The sequence below is a fragment of the Neisseria sicca VK64 genome (assembly GCF_000260655.1).
Lineage (GTDB): Bacteria > Pseudomonadota > Gammaproteobacteria > Burkholderiales > Neisseriaceae > Neisseria > Neisseria sicca_B.
In genome coordinates, this window is sequence record NZ_AJMT01000136.1 from 12,731 (window position 1) to 32,016 (window position 19,286).

The window sequence follows — 19,286 nt, forward strand, 5'->3', positions numbered from 1 at the left end:
CGTCCATATGCCGCAGCCTCTCAAAATCGGGTATGATTCCCCCTTTCAAATCAGGAGCCTGACTATGCAGACGCAAGCCGTTATCCGCCATATTGCCGACTGGCTGCAAAACTATGCCGCCGCCGCACACGCCAAAGGGTTTGTCGTCGGCGTTTCCGGCGGTATCGATTCCGCAGTCGTTTCCGCCATCGCGGCACGGACGGGGCTGAAGGTTCTGCTGCTTGAAATGCCCATCCGCCAAAAAGCCGACCAAGTCAGCCGCGCGCAGGAACACATCCGCCGGTTGGAACAGGCGTTTTCCAACGTCAGCGGGATGCGTGTGGATTTGACGCCGACTTTCGATACTTTTGCCGCCGATGTCGAGGTCGATGAAACCGAGTTCCCCGCCAAACAGCTTGCGCTTGCCAACGCCCGCAGCCGCCTGCGGATGCTGACGCTTTATTATTACGGTCAGCTAAACGGTTTGCTGGTTACCGGTACGGGCAACAAAATCGAAGATTTCGGCGTGGGCTTCTTCACCAAATACGGCGACGGCGGCGTGGACATCAGCCCGATTGCCGATTTGACCAAAACGCAGATTTATCAAATTGCCGCCGAACTGGACATCGCCGAGTCCATCCAAAAAGCCGTGCCGACCGACGGGCTTTGGGATACCGAACGCACGGACGAAGAACAGATGGGCGCGAGCTATCCCGAACTCGAATGGGCGATGAGTGTTTACGGTACGCGCCGTCCCGAAGATTTTGAAGGCAGGCAGCGCGAAGTCTTGGAAATCTACACCCGCTTGCACAAAGCCATGCAACACAAAGTCAATCCGATTCCCGTCTGCAACATTCCCGAAGAGATGCTGAAATAAGCGAAAGGTCGTCTGAAAACGGTTTTCAGACGACCTTTTCAAAACAAAGAGGGTTGAAATCGTCAAACATTGCTCCAAAATATCAAATGTGCTTACAGCAGGTTGCATAAATTACCCGAACTTATCAAACCCGCCGTTTTGTGTAAAAATACCGCAATGGAAAAAATTACTCACCAAAATCTACATCCCTTACTTTCCAAAAGCCTGACCGACACCGATTTCGTCCTTATCCTCAACGCCTTAATCAAATTCCTGCGGCGCGGCGGCAAAAAACAGGCGGCAGAACGCTTCGACCTGATTATCGCCACGCTCAAACAAGACGAAGAACTCGGAAAAAACTTCAGTGGCCGCTTCTACCACTGGCTTTCGCAAGTCCACATCTATCCCGCGCTGATCAAACTCGGCATCTTCTCGCGCCACAGCTTTACCCGCGAGATGGGCATACGCATATACGAACGCTTCAGCCCGTCCTACAAAGACTTTGCCAACCTGCGCGAAGTGTTCCTCTACCTTTTCCACTCCGAAAACGACGACAAATGGCTGCAAACCCTCAGCATCCGCCAATGGTTGAGCCTGTACGACCTGATCCGCACCAGCGCCGATCCCGCCTTGCTGCAAAACGCCTGCCGCCAGTTGGTTGACGCCCGCCTGCGTGCCATCGAAATGCTGGCCATTTGGATTGCCTCCGAAGCCATCGAACCCGACCTCATCCGCATCGCCCCGCGCCTGCTCGAAGCCGATTCGCCCTTCGTCGCCCTTCAGCGCGAAACCGCCAAACTGGTCGAACACTACCGCAACGACACCACCCCTTACGACACCGCCCACCTTGAAGTCATGTTCGACCAATGTTGCAGCCAGATCGACTATTTGCGCCGAAAAGGGACGGGCGCAGGTTCAGGCTCGTCCGTCAAAGTCGCCCACCTGCTCGAACGGCTCCAGCAGACCGTAGATCGCCTGAAACTGCTCACCGACATCCAAACCGATGCCGGCAACCGCAACCGCCTGACCATAACCCTGATGAATTCCCTCATCTACGCCGCGGTCGAGCAATACAGTACCCGCCACCTGCGCCGCAGCAGCATACGCATGCTCGCCCGCAGCATTACCGAAAACAAAAGCCACCACGGCGAGCATTACATCACCCGCAACCGCAAAGAATATTTCAAAATGTTCTACTCCGCGGCGGGTGGCGGCGTCATCATCGCCCTGATGGCATTGCACAAAATCCACATCGGCACACTCGGCTTCAGCCCCTTCGTTACCTCCTTGCTGTCAGGGCTCAACTACGGCATAGGCTTCATGCTCATCCATATGCTGCACTGCACCGTCGCCACCAAACAGCCCGCCATGACCGCCGCCAGCTTCGCCGAACAAGTCGATCTCAACGAAGGCGGCAAGGCAGTGGACAACAAGCTCGCCAAGCTCCTCATCGACGTATGCCGCTCCCAAAGCGTCGCCGTCTTCGGCAACGTTTCCATCGCTATCCTTTTGGCGTGTGCCATATCGTTCGGCTATGCCCATCTGCACCAACAGCCCATACTCGATGCCCACACCACCGCCTACCAGTTCAAATCCATAGACATCATCAATCATCCGACCCTATGGTATGCCGCTATTGCAGGCTTGTGGCTGTTCTGTTCCGGCATCATCGCAGGTTTCTTCGACAACCGCGCCGACTACCTCAACCTGCGCCAACGCCTGCCCTTCAACCCCTTGCTGCGCAAAATCATGCGCCCCAAACCCCGCCGCGTCCTTGCCGCCTACATTCACAAACACTACGGCTCACTGGTCGGCAACTTCATCTTCGGGATGCTCTTGGGCATGACCGGCTACTTCGGACACCTCCTCGGCCTACCGCTGGACATCCGCCATGTCGCCTTCTCCTCCGCCAACCTCGGCTATGCCGCCATCAGTGGCAACATCGGCTTTGGCACATTCCTGCTCGGCATTTGCAGCGTCCTCGCCATCGGCTTGGTCAACCTCATCGTCAGCTTCACCCTCGCCCTCTTCGTCGCCCTGCGTTCGCGCGGCACGAAAATCGGCAGCGTCGGCAATTTGTGCAAAAGCTTCTGGCAGCAGATTAAAGCCAACCCGCTGATCTTGTTTTTCCCGGTTACGCCGGTTCAGACCAAAGAGCCGGTCAAAGAGCAGGGAGAAAAGCATTAAGGCAAGCCGACAGACGGCGCTTCAGTAATCAACCTCTTTTTCAGACGACCCCGCTATGCCCATCCTTGCTTGGAACACCCCGCCCGCCCCCTCCGAACTTGCCCGCGTGATCGAAACCCGTCCCACGCCACTGCATCTGGTTGCCTGTCTGAGCGAAAACCGCATGCCCGATTTTCCTTTGTCCGATGCCCCGACCGAGTTGGAAGATCGTCTGAAAACCCGCCTCGACCAAGCCGTGAAATGCCTTCAGTTCAACAGCGTCAACTTTCTGGAAAACCTGTTGCCCGACGTACATCTCTGGCTTGTCCCGCCACACTGCGCCGACAGCCTGCACGAACATTTCGACCGTATCGAATGGCAGACCGAAGTCGTACCGCAAGCCGCCCCCAAGCCTGTCAAACCTTGGTTCAGACGACCTCAAGCCACCACTCCGCCCGAACACGCGCTGATTATCGGCGCGGGCATAGCCGGCGCCGCGACCGCGCGCAAACTGGCGGAACACGGCGTGCGCGTTACCGTTTTGGAGGCGGGCAAAGCGGCGCAAGGCGGCAGCGGCAACCGCCAAGGGCTGCTCTACGCCAAAATCTCGCCGCACGACACCGAGCAGACCGAACTGCTGCTGGCGGGCTACGGCTACACCCGCCGCCTGCTGCAAGACCTGTTGCCCGATTCAGACGCATGGGGCGGCGACGGCGTGTTGCACCTCAATTTCGACGAAGCCGAACGCAAACGCAATCAGGCATTGGGTTTGCAACAGCATCACGCCCACCTTTACCGCAGCGTGTCCGCCGACGAAGCCGCGCAAATTGCAGGCATAGACGTATTTTCAGACGGCCTTTACTGGCCGCAGGGCGTATGGCTGAACCCGCCCGCCGTCGTCCGCGCCTTACTGGATCATCCGCTGATTGCATTGCACGAAGACACGCCCTTATCCTCCGCCGAATACGACGGCGCAAACTGGACGGCACACACGCCACACGGCAGCTTCAGCTCAACCCACATCATCTACTGCATGGGCGCGCACAGCCCGAACGCCGCCGATGCCAACGTCTCCGCCCTGCCGTTCCGCCAAATCCGCGGGCAAACCGGCGTAGCGGCGGCAAGCGGTTTTTCCACACGTCTGCGCTGCGCCTTATCCGGCGAAAGCTACATAAGCCCGAGCTGGCAAGGGCAACACTGTTACGGCGCAACCTTCGTCCTCAACAGCGACGACGACGCTTGGCACCCGCACGAAGAAGCCGCCAACCGCGCCGCCCTGCAACAGCTCAACCCGCCATTGGCGCAATCATTGTTTGAGCAAAACCCGCTTCTCTCGGTTTCAGACGACTCCTTTGCACAACCGCAAGGACACGCCGCCCTGCGCTGCGACAGCCCCGACCACCTACCCGTCGTCGGCGCGCTCGGCGACATCGCTGCCATACAGACCGCCTACGCCAAACTCGCGTTGGACAAAAATTACCGCCTCGACAACGTCCCCTGCCCCTACCTGCCGAACGCCTACATCAACACCGCCCACGGCACGCGCGGACTCGCCACCGCCCCTGTCTGCGCCGCCGCCATTGCCGCCGACATCCTCGGCATGCCCCAGCCGCTGTCCCAACGCCTGCGCACCGCCCTGCATCCAAACCGCACCATCATCCGCGCCATCATGCGGCAGCAGCCTTTGCTTTGATGCGTAGGAGGTCGTCTGAAAAGCTGCCGGAGCACGCTGTCAATCGACCTCCGTTTCCACTATAATGTCGCATCCCATGCCCATACGGAACAGGCCGTCTGTTTTCAGACGACCTGTTTCTTTTATAGTGGATTAAATTTAAATCAGGACAAGGCGACGAAGCCGCAGACAGTACAGATAGTACGGAACCGATTCACTTGGTGCTTCAGCACCTTAGAGAATCGTTCTCTTTGAGCTAAGGCAAGGCAACGCCGTACTGGTTTAAAGTTAATCCACTATATTTCCGCTTTTTTTAAATTCCTACAAACACTTATGCTGCTCGACCTCAACCGCTTTTCCTTTTCCGTCTTCCTGAAAGAAGTCCGCCTGCTGGCCGCCCTTGCCCTGCCCATGCTGCTGGCGCAGGTCGCGCAGGTGGGCATCGGTTTCGTCGATACCGTGATGGCGGGCGATGCGAGTACGGAGGACTTGGCGGCGGTGGCGTTGGGCAGCAGCGCGTTTGCCACGGTTTATATTACGTTTATGGGCATTATGGCGGCGCTGAACCCGATGATTGCCCAGCTTTACGGCGCGGGTAAAACCGACGAAGTAGGCGAAACGGGGCGGCAGGGGATTTGGTTCGGGCTGTTTTTGGGGATTTTCGGCATGGTATTGATGTGGACGGCGATTACGCCGTTCCGCAACTGGCTGACCTTGAGCGATTATGTGGAAGGCACGATGGCGCAGTATATGTTGTTCACCAGTCTGGCGATGCCGGCGGCAATGGTGCACCGCGCCTTACACGCCTACGCTTCCAGCCTGAACCGCCCGCGCCTGATTATGTTGGTCAGCTTCGCGGCGTTTGTGTTGAACGTGCCGCTGAACTATATTTTTGTTTACGGCAAATTCGGTATGCCCGCTTTGGGCGGCGCGGGCTGCGGGTTGGCAACGATGGCGGTGTTCTGGTTCAGCGCGCTGGCGTTGTGGATTTATATCGCTAAGGAAAAATTCTTCCGCCCATTCGGACTGACGGCAAAATTCGGCAAACCGGATTGGGCGGTGTTCAAACAGATTTGGAAAATCGGCGCGCCCATCGGGCTGTCTTATTTTTTGGAAGCCAGCGCGTTTTCGTTTATCGTATTTTTGATTGCGCCTTTCGGCGAGGCTTATGTGGCGGCGCAGCAGGTCGGCATCAGTTTGTCGGGGATTCTCTATATGATTCCGCAAAGCGTCGGCTCGGCGGGGACGGTGCGCATCGGTTTTTCTCTGGGGCGGCGCGAATTTTCGCGGGCGCGTTATATTTCGGGCGTATCGCTGGTGTCGGGCTGGGCGCTCGCCGTGATTACCGTGCTTTCCTTGGTATTATTCCGTTCCCCGCTGGCAAGCATGTACAACAAGGATCCGGCGGTTTTAAGCATCGCCGCCACCGTCCTGCTGTTCGCCGGCTTATTCCAACCGGCAGACTTCACTCAATGCATCGCGTCCTACGCCCTGCGCGGCTACAAAGTCACCAAGGTGCCGATGTTCATCCACGCTGCCGCCTTCTGGGGCTGCGGCCTGCTGCCGGGCTACCTGCTCGCCTACCGTTTCGATATGGGCATTTACGGCTTCTGGACGGCATTGATTGCCTCGCTCACCATCGCCGCCGTCGCCTTGGTGTGGTGCTTGGAATTGTGCAGCAGGGAGATGGTCAGATCGCATAAGGTCGTCTGAAATTTCTTTCAGACGACCTCCATTGATGTTTTATTTACGGCTTATTCACTTTTAAGGAAAAAAATGTTTTCAACTTCCATTATAGAAAAACTTGCTTACTATGTTTATTGCTTGATTGACCCTAGAGACGGCAATATTTTCTATGTAGGTAAAGGCGTGGGCAATCGCGTTTTCCATCATGCCTTAGGTTCATTACAAGAAACAGAAACGCCAAGTGATAAAATTGCCTTGATTAGGGAAATACATAAAAGCGGAAACCAGCCCGTGTATTACATTCTGCGGCACAACATCCAAACAGACAAACAGGCTTTTGAATATGAAGCGATGGCAATAGACCTACTCTCCCTAGTCAAGCCGAGCCAGCAGCCGCTGACTAATATTCAAGGGGGCACGCATTCTTCAGAAGTAGGATTAATGAGTTTGTCGGAATTAAAACGAAAGTATGATGCTCAAGAATTAAAAACTGATAAACCCATTGTTTTAATTACGATTAATAACGAATACGAGAAACTGAAAAAAGGTATTAGATCCGGGAATATTCCTGAAACCAATAGGGATAAGGAAATTTACGAACGCACACGGAAATATTGGAAAATCGGAAGCCGACGTGAAAAAGCAAAATATGCAGTTGCAGTCTATCGCGGCTGGACATTGGCAGTGTATGAAATCGAAAGATGGATTTCTGCCGACGATATTATTCAAGGCCGTTGGATGTTTGAAGGCAAGCCGTTACCAGATGACTCCGACATTTATAAAGAAATCGTGAATAAGCTGACCTATTCTTCCCAAGAAAACTATAAAGCGCCCCAAAACCCCATTACCTATCGTAATTGTTAAATAGTTAGTTTTCAGACGACCTGAATCCTCCATAAAATCACAAATCATCATGCAACCCATCCAATACCAAACCGACCTTACCCCCTACAACACCTTCGGCCTTCGCGCCCAAGCCCAAGCCTTTATCGCGCTCGAACACGCCGATGAATTGCGCGACATCGTCCGACTGCCCGAGTTCGACCGCGATACCGTTTTATGGCTCGGCAGCGGCAGCAATATCCTTTTGATGCAGGATTACGCCGGACTGGTCGTACATATGGAAAACAAAGGCATACGCGAGATTGCGCGTTCAGACGGCCTCGTTTACATCGAAGCGCAGGCGGGCGAAATCTGGCACGATTTTGTCCTGCACACCGTCGCGCTGGGTTTGAACGGTCTGGAAAACCTGAGCCTGATTCCGGGTACGGTCGGCGCGTCGCCCGTGCAGAACATCGGTGCATACGGCGTGGAAGCGAAAGATGTGATTCACAGCGTGCGCTGCTTCGATTTGGATACGGAAACCTTTGTCGAGCTTGCCAATGCCGATTGCCGCTTCGCCTACCGCGAAAGCCTGTTCAAGCAGGAAGGCAGAGGGCGTTATGTGATTGTTTCGGTCGTATTCGCCCTGAAAGAGCGTTTCGAGCCGAATTTGGGTTACGGCGATTTGGCGGCCGCCGTTGCCGAACGGAGCGCGGACAGGGCGCCGACGGCGAAAGACGTTTCCGATGCAGTGTGTGCAATCCGCAACAGTAAACTGCCTAATCCTAACGTACTTGGTAATGTCGGCAGTTTCTTTAAAAACCCCGTCGTCAGCGCGGAAAAAGCTGCGTCCCTGTTGCAACAGCATCCGGATATGCCGCGCTATCCGCAGCCCGACGGTTCGGTCAAACTCGCCGCCGGCTGGCTGATCGACCAATGCCGTCTGAAAGGCTTCCAAATCGGCGGCGCGGCGGTACACGACAGGCAGGCTTTGGTTTTGGTGAACAAAAACAATGCTTCTTCAGACGACGTCCGGCAACTGGCGCAACATGTCTGCGATACAGTATTTACTCGATTTCAGGTAGAATTACACGCCGAACCCAATTGGCTGCCCGCTTCGTTCAGCCTATAAATCCAAGGAGTATGCCCGTGACCCGCATTGCAAAAACCAATACTTACACCCGCATCATCGACGCCAGCCTGACGCTCTTCAACGAGGAAGGTGAGCGCAACATCAGTACCAACCATATTGCGGCGCATTTGGGCATCAGTCCGGGCAATCTCTATTACCACTTCCGCAACAAAGACGAAATCATCGTCCAACTATTCAAACGTTACAGCGAAGCCCTGCTGGCATACCTGAATGAAGCCGTGTTGCCGTCCGATGTGGAAGACTCCATCAACTATATGGCAGGTATTTACGACGTCATGTGGGAATACCGCTTCCTCTTCAGCGATGTGAACACCCTGCTTGCGCGCAGTGCTGAACTATTGGGCGAACACAATACCTTCACCCAAGCCAAAGTCTCCCCGCTCTTGGTCAACCTGCTCACCCAGCTCAACGGTCTGAACATCATCCAAGCCGACCAAACCGCCATGAACGACCTTGCCGTCAATATGTGGATGGTCACGAAATACTGGTTCGACTTCGACAGCTCCTTACGCGGGCGTACCAAGCTGACCGAAGACTCCAAAGCACGCGGCATCCGCCGTACCTTAAGCCTCCTGCGTCCCTACCTCTTGCCGGAACACCGCGAGGAATACGACCGGAAAATAGGCGGTGCGCAGTCATAATTTCCATGCCGTCTGAGCCTATTTCCAGACGGCATTCATCTATAAACATGATACATACCCCTCCTTCCGCCTCCCCCGACGCATCTATCTTAGGCCTAGGCTACCTCGGCCGTCCTTTGGCGCAGAAACTTTACGAAAACGGCAGCCGCGTTGCCGCTATCAAACGCAGCCTGACTTCGGACGATATTAATCTGCCCATACACCTCGACACCCTCGACCTCAATCAAGACAGCGTATTTCAAAGCGCGAACCTTGCCCGCGATACAAGCTTTTGGCGGCACCACGCCGACAAACCCGTTTGGTTCTGCCTATTGCCGCCATCCTCGCTGACGCATTACGCCGATACCGTCAAACAATGGGCAGAACTTGCCCGAGCGTGCAATGTGCAGCATCTGATTTTCACGAGCAGCACCAGCGTTTACGGCGATAAAGCGCGCGAATGCGACGAAACTGCCACACCCGACCCGCAAACCGAGTCTGCCCGTCAAATCCTCGCCGCCGAGCAATACCTGCTCGACAGCGGCGTGCCGAACATCGACATCCTGCGGCTGAGCGGGCTTTATTGCGCCGAACGCCACCCCGTCAGCCGCCTTGTTCAAAAGCAAAACATCCCCGGCGGCAACCGGCCCGTCAATATCGTCCACCGCGACATCGCCGTCGAAACCCTGTTTCAGACGACCCTCCATCCAAACGGCAAACGCATCCGCAACATCGTCGAACCGCGCCACCCGACCCGCCGCGATTTCTACACCGTAGAAGCCGCCAAACTCGGCCTCCCGCCGCCCGATTTCGCTCCCGACGGCACCGTCGGCGGCAAAATTGTAAATACCGTTTCCGCCGACGGATTAAGCCTGTAAAATTGGCGCTCCGCAACCGTTTCAGACGACCTTTCGGCAGCGGCAAAACCAAAACCAAAAAACACAGTCTTACTTAACAACCCCAAGCCCGAAAGTATCGAGAACACCCTATGTCCGCCCTATTTCCCGTTATCAACCACCTGATACAGCAAAATCCGGAACATCAACAAGACCTGTCCCGCCTGTCAGGCAAAACCCTGAGCCTCAACCTCGCCGGATTCGGACTGACCGGACGCATCAATCACGACGGCTTCCTCGAAACCGCCGACCAACCCGCCGACACCCTCATCACCTTCCACCAAAGCGCCATCCGCAAAATCCTGACCGGACAAGAACCTGGTGTCGGCGACATCAGCCTCGAAGGCGACCTCATGCTCGGCATGACCGTCCTGCCCATACTCGGCAGCCTGCGCTACTACGCATCAGACGACCTCGCCCGCATCTTCGGCGACTCACTCGCAGGCAGCATCAGCGAACGCGCCGCAAACATCGGGCAAACCGTCAAAAAAATCGGACAAAGCATAGCCGAGCAAATCAGCGATTTTTCCCGCGAACCCGAATCCCCCGTTATCGACGCTACCACCCTGTCCGCCTGGATGGAAGAAGTGGACAAACTGCGCGACGACGTCGCCCGCCTCAACGAACGCCTCGACCGGCTCGAACGCGACATCTGGATAGACTAATTTTCAGACGACCCATGCCTATGAACAGCCCGTTTCACAACATCGGTATCGTAACCCGCCCCAATACCCCCGAAATCCAAAACACCGCCCACACCCTCATCCACTTCCTGCAGGGACACGGCTTTACCGTCTATCTGGACGAAATCGGCATAGAAGAACGCTGCATCTATGTTCAAGATACCGTCGGCTGCCACATCGTCAGCAAATCCGACTTGGGCAAACACTGCGACCTCGTCATCGTCCTCGGCGGCGACGGCACATTCCTCTCCGTCGCCCGCGAAATCGCCCCCCGCGCCGTACCCGTTATCGGCATCAACCAAGGGCATTTAGGCTTCCTCACCCAAATCCCCCGCGAAAACATGACCGGAGAGCTGCTGCCCGTCCTCGAAGGCAAATACCTGCCCGAAGAGCGCATCCTCATCGAAGCCGCCCTCGTCCGCGACGGACAAACCTTTCACCGCGCCCTTGCCCTCAACGACGCCGTCCTCTCGCGCGGCGGTGCCGGACAAATGATAGAGTTCGAAGTCTTCATCAACCAAGAATTCGTCTATACCCAACGCTCCGACGGCCTCATCGTCTCCACCCCCACCGGCTCCACCGCCTACTCCCTTGCCGCCGGCGGCCCCATCATGCAGGCAGGATTGCACGCCTTCACCCTCGTGCCCATCTGCCCCCAATCCATGACCAACCGCCCCATCGCCATCCCCGACACCTCCGAAATCGAAATCCTCGTTACCCAAAGCGGCGACGCCCGCGTGCATTTCGACGGACAATCCTTCATCGACGTACAAAACCTCGACCGCATCATCATCCGCCGCTACCACAATCCCCTGCGCATCCTCCATCCCACCGACTACCAATACTTCCGAACCCTGCGTCAAAAACTGCATTGGGGCGAACAGCTCGTATAAACACAAAAGGTCGTCTGAAACCCGATTGCCCAGTTTTCAGACGACCTCATCCCTTCCCCCATTCCCAAACCAACGCCATCCCTATCTAACAACAAACAGACAACCCAAACCACGCATCCGCCCTTTATCACAAACGTCCCCAATCATGAACCGACAAAAAACCTACCTCCTGCTGACCGCCCTTTTCACCCTGATTTTCATCGCACTCATCATGCTCGGCGGCTACCTGCTTTCCATCCAAAGCAAACAATTCGCCGTCGCCGCCTTCCTGTTCGCCTTCGGCGCCGTCTTCGCCCAAATCGGCAGCCTCGCCCTCTACATCCGCCATAAGGCCCGCGCCCAAATTATGCGCGAGCAACAAACCGAATCCCGTTAAGGAAAACCCATGTTCGACAAAATCGTCCTCGCCAGCGGCAATGCAGGCAAACTCAAAGAATTTTCCCGCCTCTTCGCCGATTTGAACATCGAAATCCTGCCGCAATCGCAGTTCGACACACCCGAATGCCCCGAGCCGTACCACACCTTCGTCGAAAACGCGCTTGCCAAAGCCCGCCACGCCGCCAAACACAGCGGCTTGCCCGCCCTCGCCGACGACTCCGGCATCTGCACCTCCGCATTAAACGGCGCACCCGGCGTCCTCTCCGCCCGCTATGCCGGAGCAAACCCCAAATCCGATGCCGCCAACAACAAGCGCCTTTCAAACGACCTCGCTGACAAAGCCGACAAAAGCTGCTACTACGTCTGCGTCCTCGTCCTCGTCCGCCACGAAAACGACCCGCAGCCCATCATCGCCGAAGGCATCTGGCGCGGACAATGGCAGGCAGAAGCCGCAGGAACCCACGGTTTCGGCTATGACCCGCATTTCTACCTGCCCGAACACAACTGCACCGCCGCCGAGCTTGATCCCGAAATCAAAAACGCCGAAAGCCACAGGGGGCAGGCGTTGCGGGAATTGTTGAAAAAAATCGAAGCCCTCTAAACAACAAAAACGTCGTCTGAAAACCCACCATGCCGTTTTCAGACGACGTTTTCCATCCCGTTTATCCGTAAAACGCACCACCAAAGGAACAAAACTTATAAAATTTTTTCAAAAACTTATAATATCCAAAAAACAGCAAATATCCTTACTCAAAAATCCCCATCATAAAAACATAAAACACATTCTGCAAACCACTCCTTGAAGTATTGATTACTGTCCGCCTCTGATGGACAGCCTGTTAGTTATAAAGACAATACCCAGGAGTCATCACATGAGAAACTACCCCTTCAAAACCATCGTCGCCTGCCTCAGTATTTTGTGGCACAGCCCGCACCTGTGGGCAGCAGATGCGGTTACACCCGACACCGCCGTCCTCGACACTATCGAAGTCCACGGCAAACGCCTGACCAAAGACCAAAAAGGCGAAGCGCAGCAATACAGCAAAAACGTCTCCAACGCCTACCTCGGCAAAGAATACCTCGAACGCTACCGCCCCGATGCCGCCGGCGACATCCTCAAGGGGCTTAACGGCGTGTACAACATGAATACGCGCAATGCGGGCAGCGCGATTACACCCAGCATCCGCGGCATCGCAGGAAAAGGCCGTATCCCCGTTACCATTGACGGAACGGAGCAGACCGTCGACGTATGGATGAACAATTATGGCGTTGCTGACAGAAACTATGTCGATCCCGCCCTGTTCCGCAGTATTGCGGTAGAAAAAGGGCCGTCGATGACCCGAGGTGTCAAATCAGGGGTGGGCGGTTCGGTCGCCATTCAAACCATCGAACCTGAAGACATTGTTCCCGAAGGGAAAAAATGGGGTATTCAGATAAAAGGCAGTTTTTCGGGCAATACGGCCAAGCCCCGCGTTGATAATTTGCAATACCTCGGTGTGGAAGACTACCGCACCATTCCGGGCAGGCCGACGGCAGACGGGGCGGCGGGCGCGGTTGCCGGAACGTTGGAACCTTATCAGGCACTCGATTTCCAAGAGAAAAACCCGCCGCGCAGCCGCAGCAGCAAAATCGGCAATTTCAGAGACGACCGCTCAGGCATGGTTTCGGCGGCGTTTAAAACCGATATTTCAGACGGCCTGATTGCTTACAGTGACCGCAAAAAAGGCAATTACTTCAGCGGCAAACGCGGGGCGGGCGGCTATCTGAACAATCCGGAATACGACCCCGACAATGCGGATTTCGGCAATACGGGCGCGACCATGATACCGAACATGGCGAAGCTCTACCGCCCCGGCGAAGAAGTGTTCAATAGCAATGTGGCAAGCAAAAGCCTGCTGCTGAAAAACAACTGGTATCTGCCCAACAATCAGAAAATCAGCCTCGGCCATATGCGCACCCACGTCCGTTTCGGCGAAAACAACCCCTTTTACAACGCCATACTGCTGGGCTTCAGCAACGAGTTCAACTTCACCGGCAGGCCGCCGCTGGTCATACCTGCGCAAACACTCAATTCCACCATTGACACCAAAAGCCATAAAATCGGCTACGAATGGAAACCCGAAGGCAGCCGCTGGATAGACTTGCAGGCCAATATCTGGCGTACAAAAACCACCAGCTCACGCCACCAGAGCGGCGGGCCGGATTTGGCCGTTACCTACGGCGATCAGGAATACGACAAGTGGGCCAACTGCTTTGTCCACAATAAAATTCCCAACGAATTTATCGGCAGGCACATCAGCGAAGGCATAGGCTGCCGCGAGCTGGTTGCCGAAGGGTTGGTTCCTGCCGAAGAGCCGAAAGATCCGCCTCCTGTACCCGGTGCATACCGCGTCAAATCAGGCGTAGAACAACGTACCCGCGCCACCCGTACCGGCGCCGACATCAGCAACCGTATGCGCCTGACCGACAAGCTCGCCATGACCCTCTCCGCCAACGTCCAATATGAAAAACTGGACGAATCCAACCGAATCACCAACAACGACAAAGATATCTTCGACATCATCGGTGCCGCCACAGCCGCCACAGCCGTTGCCGGCCCGAGGGCGGGACGCCGCCACGAATGGGGCGCGGGAGTCGCTTTCGACTGGCAGGCAACCGACCGCCTGAACATTCAGGCAGGCATACGCTACGACAAATTCTGGGCTTACGACGATGCCTTGGCAAAAGCAAGGCGGGCGAGGAAAGATCCGTTTTATTCCGTCGATTTGCAAGGAGGGAAAAGCTCGGACGGCTATATACTCGGCAGCTATATCCCCTATTACGAACTGATTGCAAATAAAGAAGAAGCGGACGATGTGCGGAAAATCCTGAGAACAGAAGATGTTGACGAGTCAAATCGTCTGATAAACGAATTCCGCAACAAATACGGTTATGACTATAACGATAAAGGATATTCGATTAACGGAGAAAGGCAGACCGGCGAAGTCATCTATGCCAACGCAAACGGCGACAATCCACAGGTAGATAACCCGTCCTTCAACCACGACGAAGCCGTTTACCGGCAGAAAGAAGTCTATACGCCCTATATCGACGGCAAATATCAAGGGCCGGTTTTCGCACAAGGGCAATTTAACGAAAAAGTAAACAATCCGCAGGGATTGCAAGGCAGCTATTTCAAATATTTAACCAATGCAGCAATAGATGATGTTAAAACACCCTATCTGCAAAAAAAAGAGCGGGCGACTACGATGGGCAGTACCGGCGGCCACCGCCTCTATAAAAAACCCGCCAACGAAGACGAAGTATGGCCCATGCCCAAACACCTGAAAGCCAGCGCATGGTCGCCCGTTATCGCCGTCAGCTACGATTTGACCGACAACAGCCGCCTGTTCGCCCGTTTCGCGCAGGCGACCCGCTTCCCCAGCATTTACGAAGCAACCACCACCAACGTCAACCTGCTGGAAGCCTACAATACCGAATTCAATCTGAAGCCCGAACGCAGCACCAACTGGGAAGCAGGCTATTCCTTCAATTTCGCCCCCTACTGGCAACGGCTGAAACACGGCAACATCCGCCTGACCTACTACAACAACATCATCAAAAACGCCATCGACATTACCGAAAACAAAAACCTGACCCAATACGACAAGAAACAGACCAGCGGCATCGAGCTGCAAAGCCGTATCGACAGCGGCAAATGGTTTGCCTCGTTCGGCGCGAACTACCGCTTAAAGCAGCGCACCTGCGACAAATCGACCGCCTTCAACTACGATGTCTATAACAACCGTATCCCCGAATGTATCGACGGCGGCTTCGGCGCCACCCGTTTCTATCAAACCATGCAGCCGAAATACTCGCTCAACCTCGATGTTGGCACCCGCCGCTTCAACAACAGGCTGGAACTGGGTATGCGCGGCATCTACCACAGCACCGTCGATACCGGCCAGCAGGACGAACTGGCGCGTCAAGGTTTAGCGCGGATTATGCAGGCATCGGGCCGCCCCTACCACTGGCGTTCCGCCTTGGTATGGGACGCTTACGGACGCTACAACTTCAGCAAAAACCTGAGCATGAACTTCAGCGTCAGCAACCTCACCAACCGCTACTACCTCGACCCGATGTCCAACGTCCCCATCCCCGCACCGGGACGGGCGGTTACCGTTGGGTTTACAGGCAAATTCTGACGGGGCAATGCTTGAGAGGTCGTCTGAAAATTTCAGACGACCTCTCCGACAAAAGCTGTTATGATGCCTGCGTTCCCGCCTGCCACGTAAACGACCCGCAACCCATGATTGCCAAAAGCCTCAGGGGGCAGGCGTTACGGGAATTGTTGCAAAAAATAAATATTTCATAATAAAATCAGTTATATTTCTACATACTTTAAGGTTAGCAATATGGAAACTTATGAAAAAATTAACTCATTACAGATTGATGATTATGCAGAAAATGAATGTGAAAATTTAGATATAGATGAATATGATATTACAGCAACTCCCAATGATTTTAATGTTATGACATTAAATAGTTTTATTGAATCAGGAGCTGTCATCATACCTGGATTTCAAAGAAATTTTGTTTGGGATATCGGTAGGTCATCTAAATTAATTGAATCATTATTATTAGGCCTTCCAGTACCCCAATTATTTCTATATGAACAAGAAAGAAATAAATTTTTAGTTATCGATGGGCAACAACGATTAATGTCAATATATTACTTTATGAAAAAACGTTTTCCTAAAAAAGAAAAACGCTCTGCTTTACGTAATATTTTTGATAGAGAAGGAAAAATTCCTGAAGAAGTATTGCATGATGATGAATATTTTACTCCTTTCAACCTTAAATTACCTAGTCAACTATCTGACAAAAAAAATAAATTTCATGGAATGAACTACTCAACTCTTGGGGAATTTAAACTACAATTAGATTTACGACCAATCAGAAATATTATAGTAAAACAAAATGCGCCATCTAATGATAATTCTTCAATGTTTGAAGTTTTTAATAGATTGAATACTGGCGGAATGAATTTGAAAGCACAAGAAATCCGTACCAGTATGTATCACTCAGATTTTTACAAGATGCTTTTCAAGATAAATAACAATTCTAACTGGAGGAATTTATTGGGTTCACCAGAACCTGATTTACATATGAAAGATATAGAAATTCTTCTACGATCTTTTGCTATGCTTATTGATAGTGAAAACTATCGACCATCAATGACTAGGTTTTTAAACCAATTTTCGGAAAAATGTTCTAAATATTCAAATGAATATAATAAATACTTATTAGATTTATTTAACTCTTTTATAACCGCCTGCCGGGATCTCGACCCTAAGATTTTTAGAAGTAGATCAAGAGGAAATTTATTCAATGTCGGCATATTTGAGGCTGTTTTTTATGCCGTAGCTAAAAAGTTTTTCTCCCCTGATGAAAATAAATTAATTGAAGGCTTTATCGAAGAAAATAGTATCAAAAAATTAGCTGAGGATGAAGAATTCTCTGAGGCTCTACTAAAAGGTACTGCTCATGCTACCAAAGTAGCTAAAAGACTAGAAAAAGCTAAACAGATTATTTCATTAAAAGTATAGGAACCTTCTATCATGAAGGATATTATTGATAGAATATACGAAGATCACAAAGAACTCAAAAAATTTCTTGAAGACAATAAGGAAATATCTTTATCAGTTTCTACTGATGAAATCTATCGTAAAACCCTATTGCTGGCCATTTCAAGTTATTTTGAAGATCGAATTACCAATTGTGTTCTTGAATATGTACAAGAACAAACTCATGAAAAACATATCATTTCTGAGCTAGTAAGAAATAAATTTATTAGTAGACAGTATCATACATGGTTTAGGTGGGAAGAGAAAAATATCAATTCTTTTTTAAGAATCTTTGGAGAGTCTTTTAAAAAATATGCTACTGGAAAAATTAAAGATGAAGACCTAGAAGAATCAATAAAAAAATTTCTTGAACTTGGTTTAGATAGAAACCGCTTAGTTCATCAAAATTTTGCAGCATTTTCACTTGAAAAAACTTCAGATGAACTCTATTCTAGCTACAAAGAAGCAATTAAAATTATTGATAGACTACCTAAATTATTTAGAGAATTTAACCATATTTGAGAACACAAAAAATCTAACAACGTGAAACATAATATTACCTTTCGGCATCCCGGACAACTCACCGCCCTGCCGCCCCTGTCACTCTACATCCACATCCCGTGGTGCATCAAAAAATGCCCGTATTGCGACTTCAATTCCCACAGCCTGAAAAACGGATTGCCCGAAGCCGCCTATATCGACGCGCTGCTGACCGATTTGCAGCTCGAATTGCCCAATATTTGGGGCAGACCGGTGGAAACGATATTTTTCGGCGGCGGTACGCCCAGCCTGTTTCAGGCGGAATCGATTGACCGTTTGTTGAGCGGCGTGCGTTCGCTGTTGCGCTTGCAGCCGGAAGCGGAAATTACTTTGGAAGCCAATCCGGGTACGTTTGAAATCGAGAAGTTTCAAGGATTTAAAGACGCAGGCATTACGCGGCTTTCTATTGGCGTACAAAGTTTCAACGACGATATGCTTACACGACTTGGGCGCGTCCACAACGGCAAGGAAGCCTTAACCGCCATAGCTACTGCCTTGAAATTATTTGATAAAGTCAATATCGACTTGATGTACGCCCTGCCGAACCAGACCGTTCAGACGGCCTTAAACGACGTACAAACCGCCATCACTACGGGGGCGACCCACATCAGCGCATATCATCTGACGATGGAGCCGAACACGCCGTTCGGTCATACGCCGCCGAAAGGTTTGCCGCAAGACGAAGCCGCCCTCGACATCGAAGACGCGGTACACGGCGCGCTGGAAGGCGCGGGCTTTATCCACTACGAAACATCGGCTTTTGCGAAACCCGCCATGCAGTGCCGCCACAATTTGAACTACTGGCAGTTCGGCGATTATTTGGGCATAGGAGCGGGCGCGCACGGCAAAATCTCCTACCCAGACCGCATCGAGCGCACCGTCCGCCGCCGCCATCCCAACGACTACCTCGCCTTAATGCAAAGTCAGCCGAGTGAAGCTGTTGAACGCAAAACCGTCGCCGCCGAAGATTTGCCGTTCGAATTCATGATGAACGCCCTGCGCCTGACCGACGGCGTACCCGCCGCGATGTTGCAGGAGCGCACAGGCGTACCCGCCGCCAAAATCATGGCGCAAATCGAAACGGCAAGACAAAAAGGTTTGTTGGCAACCGATCCGACCGTGTTCCGCCCGACCGAACGGGGACGGTTGTTTTTAAACGATTTGTTGCAATGCTTTTTGTAGGATTGGATTTTTTCAGACGACCTTGATACGCCAAACCGTAACATCCGCAGGCTGCTGTCAAAAAGCATGACGGACAGTTTTCATGTTGTTTGTTTTATCATAATAAAATACAATTGGGATAACCGTCGGCCTTGAATAAATACTCGGCGGTGAT

General features: G+C 52.7%; 16 protein-coding genes. All 16 read left to right on the plus strand.

What is annotated here, in order from left to right; translation table 11 throughout:
- Positions 1-64 precede the first annotated feature (64 nt).
- Positions 65-856, plus strand: coding sequence for an NAD(+) synthase (gene nadE / locus HMPREF1051_RS08055; RefSeq protein WP_003766987.1), 792 nt, complete (start codon positions 65-67; stop codon positions 854-856).
- 156 nt (positions 857-1,012) lie between these two features.
- Positions 1,013-3,022 (plus strand): site-specific recombinase, encoded by a 2,010-nt coding sequence (locus tag HMPREF1051_RS08060; RefSeq protein ID WP_036492567.1) that lies wholly within the window; start codon positions 1,013-1,015, stop codon positions 3,020-3,022.
- A gap of 55 nt (positions 3,023-3,077) precedes the next feature.
- Positions 3,078-4,694, plus strand: a complete 1,617-nt coding sequence (mnmC, locus tag HMPREF1051_RS08065) for an FAD-dependent 5-carboxymethylaminomethyl-2-thiouridine(34) oxidoreductase MnmC (protein WP_003766943.1) — start codon at positions 3,078-3,080, stop codon at positions 4,692-4,694.
- Between the two features lie 312 nt (positions 4,695-5,006).
- Positions 5,007-6,386 (plus strand): multidrug efflux MATE transporter NorM, encoded by a 1,380-nt coding sequence (gene norM / locus HMPREF1051_RS08070; RefSeq protein ID WP_003766901.1) that lies wholly within the window; start codon positions 5,007-5,009, stop codon positions 6,384-6,386.
- A gap of 63 nt (positions 6,387-6,449) precedes the next feature.
- Positions 6,450-7,223 (plus strand): LEM-3-like GIY-YIG domain-containing protein, encoded by a 774-nt coding sequence (locus tag HMPREF1051_RS08075; RefSeq protein ID WP_003767002.1) that lies wholly within the window; start codon positions 6,450-6,452, stop codon positions 7,221-7,223.
- 49 nt (positions 7,224-7,272) lie between these two features.
- Positions 7,273-8,313 (plus strand): UDP-N-acetylmuramate dehydrogenase, encoded by a 1,041-nt coding sequence (gene murB / locus HMPREF1051_RS08080; RefSeq protein ID WP_003766985.1) that lies wholly within the window; start codon positions 7,273-7,275, stop codon positions 8,311-8,313.
- Positions 8,314-8,324: 11 nt separating this feature from the next.
- Positions 8,325-8,975: a TetR/AcrR family transcriptional regulator gene (locus tag HMPREF1051_RS08085; RefSeq protein ID WP_003751497.1), complete on the plus strand. Its 651-nt coding sequence runs from the start codon at positions 8,325-8,327 to the stop codon at positions 8,973-8,975.
- A 47-nt stretch (positions 8,976-9,022) separates the two neighbouring features.
- Positions 9,023-9,832 (plus strand): SDR family oxidoreductase, encoded by an 810-nt coding sequence (locus tag HMPREF1051_RS08090; protein ID WP_003766899.1) that lies wholly within the window; start codon positions 9,023-9,025, stop codon positions 9,830-9,832.
- 110 nt (positions 9,833-9,942) lie between these two features.
- The gene (locus HMPREF1051_RS08095; protein ID WP_003766964.1) at positions 9,943-10,515 is read left to right on the plus strand and encodes a ubiquinone biosynthesis accessory factor UbiJ; all 573 of its coding nucleotides are present in this window, start codon (positions 9,943-9,945) and stop codon (positions 10,513-10,515) included.
- Positions 10,516-10,535: 20 nt separating this feature from the next.
- Positions 10,536-11,426, plus strand: a complete 891-nt coding sequence (locus HMPREF1051_RS08100; RefSeq protein ID WP_003766908.1) for an NAD(+) kinase — start codon at positions 10,536-10,538, stop codon at positions 11,424-11,426.
- Between the two features lie 145 nt (positions 11,427-11,571).
- Positions 11,572-11,802 carry an NGO_0222 family membrane protein gene (locus HMPREF1051_RS08105; RefSeq protein WP_003766981.1) on the plus strand — a complete coding sequence of 77 codons (231 nt, stop codon included), beginning with the start codon at positions 11,572-11,574 and terminating at the stop codon, positions 11,800-11,802.
- 9 nt (positions 11,803-11,811) lie between these two features.
- Positions 11,812-12,405 (plus strand): RdgB/HAM1 family non-canonical purine NTP pyrophosphatase, encoded by a 594-nt coding sequence (rdgB, locus tag HMPREF1051_RS08110; RefSeq protein WP_003766979.1) that lies wholly within the window; start codon positions 11,812-11,814, stop codon positions 12,403-12,405.
- 271 nt (positions 12,406-12,676) lie between these two features.
- A complete protein-coding gene (locus tag HMPREF1051_RS08115; protein ID WP_003766952.1) occupies positions 12,677-15,988 on the plus strand; it encodes a TonB-dependent receptor domain-containing protein in 3,312 nt (1,103 codons plus the stop codon).
- Between the two features lie 210 nt (positions 15,989-16,198).
- Positions 16,199-17,392: a DUF262 domain-containing protein gene (locus HMPREF1051_RS08120; RefSeq protein WP_003766992.1), complete on the plus strand. Its 1,194-nt coding sequence runs from the start codon at positions 16,199-16,201 to the stop codon at positions 17,390-17,392.
- Positions 17,393-17,404: 12 nt separating this feature from the next.
- Positions 17,405-17,932, plus strand: a complete 528-nt coding sequence (locus HMPREF1051_RS08125) for a HEPN domain-containing protein (protein WP_003766999.1) — start codon at positions 17,405-17,407, stop codon at positions 17,930-17,932.
- Positions 17,933-17,965: 33 nt separating this feature from the next.
- Positions 17,966-19,132, plus strand: a complete 1,167-nt coding sequence (gene hemW, locus HMPREF1051_RS08130) for a radical SAM family heme chaperone HemW (RefSeq protein ID WP_231286295.1) — start codon at positions 17,966-17,968, stop codon at positions 19,130-19,132.
- Positions 19,133-19,286: the final 154 nt, after the last annotated feature.

Bases quoted from the DNA above. Each gene is read 5' to 3' on its own strand.
- nadE (WP_003766987.1), top strand. From the start codon at position 65: ATGCAGACGCAAGCCGTTATCCGCCATATTGCCGACTGGCTGCAAAAC.
- HMPREF1051_RS08060 (WP_036492567.1), top strand. From the start codon at position 1,013: ATGGAAAAAATTACTCACCAAAATCTACATCCCTTACTTTCCAAAAGC.
- mnmC (WP_003766943.1), top strand. From the start codon at position 3,078: ATGCCCATCCTTGCTTGGAACACCCCGCCCGCCCCCTCCGAACTTGCC.
- norM (WP_003766901.1), top strand. From the start codon at position 5,007: ATGCTGCTCGACCTCAACCGCTTTTCCTTTTCCGTCTTCCTGAAAGAA.
- HMPREF1051_RS08075 (WP_003767002.1), top strand. From the start codon at position 6,450: ATGTTTTCAACTTCCATTATAGAAAAACTTGCTTACTATGTTTATTGC.
- murB (WP_003766985.1), top strand. From the start codon at position 7,273: ATGCAACCCATCCAATACCAAACCGACCTTACCCCCTACAACACCTTC.
- HMPREF1051_RS08085 (WP_003751497.1), top strand. From the start codon at position 8,325: ATGCCCGTGACCCGCATTGCAAAAACCAATACTTACACCCGCATCATC.
- HMPREF1051_RS08090 (WP_003766899.1), top strand. From the start codon at position 9,023: ATGATACATACCCCTCCTTCCGCCTCCCCCGACGCATCTATCTTAGGC.
- HMPREF1051_RS08095 (WP_003766964.1), top strand. From the start codon at position 9,943: ATGTCCGCCCTATTTCCCGTTATCAACCACCTGATACAGCAAAATCCG.
- HMPREF1051_RS08100 (WP_003766908.1), top strand. From the start codon at position 10,536: ATGAACAGCCCGTTTCACAACATCGGTATCGTAACCCGCCCCAATACC.
- HMPREF1051_RS08105 (WP_003766981.1), top strand. From the start codon at position 11,572: ATGAACCGACAAAAAACCTACCTCCTGCTGACCGCCCTTTTCACCCTG.
- rdgB (WP_003766979.1), top strand. From the start codon at position 11,812: ATGTTCGACAAAATCGTCCTCGCCAGCGGCAATGCAGGCAAACTCAAA.
- HMPREF1051_RS08115 (WP_003766952.1), top strand. From the start codon at position 12,677: ATGAGAAACTACCCCTTCAAAACCATCGTCGCCTGCCTCAGTATTTTG.
- HMPREF1051_RS08120 (WP_003766992.1), top strand. From the start codon at position 16,199: ATGGAAACTTATGAAAAAATTAACTCATTACAGATTGATGATTATGCA.
- HMPREF1051_RS08125 (WP_003766999.1), top strand. From the start codon at position 17,405: ATGAAGGATATTATTGATAGAATATACGAAGATCACAAAGAACTCAAA.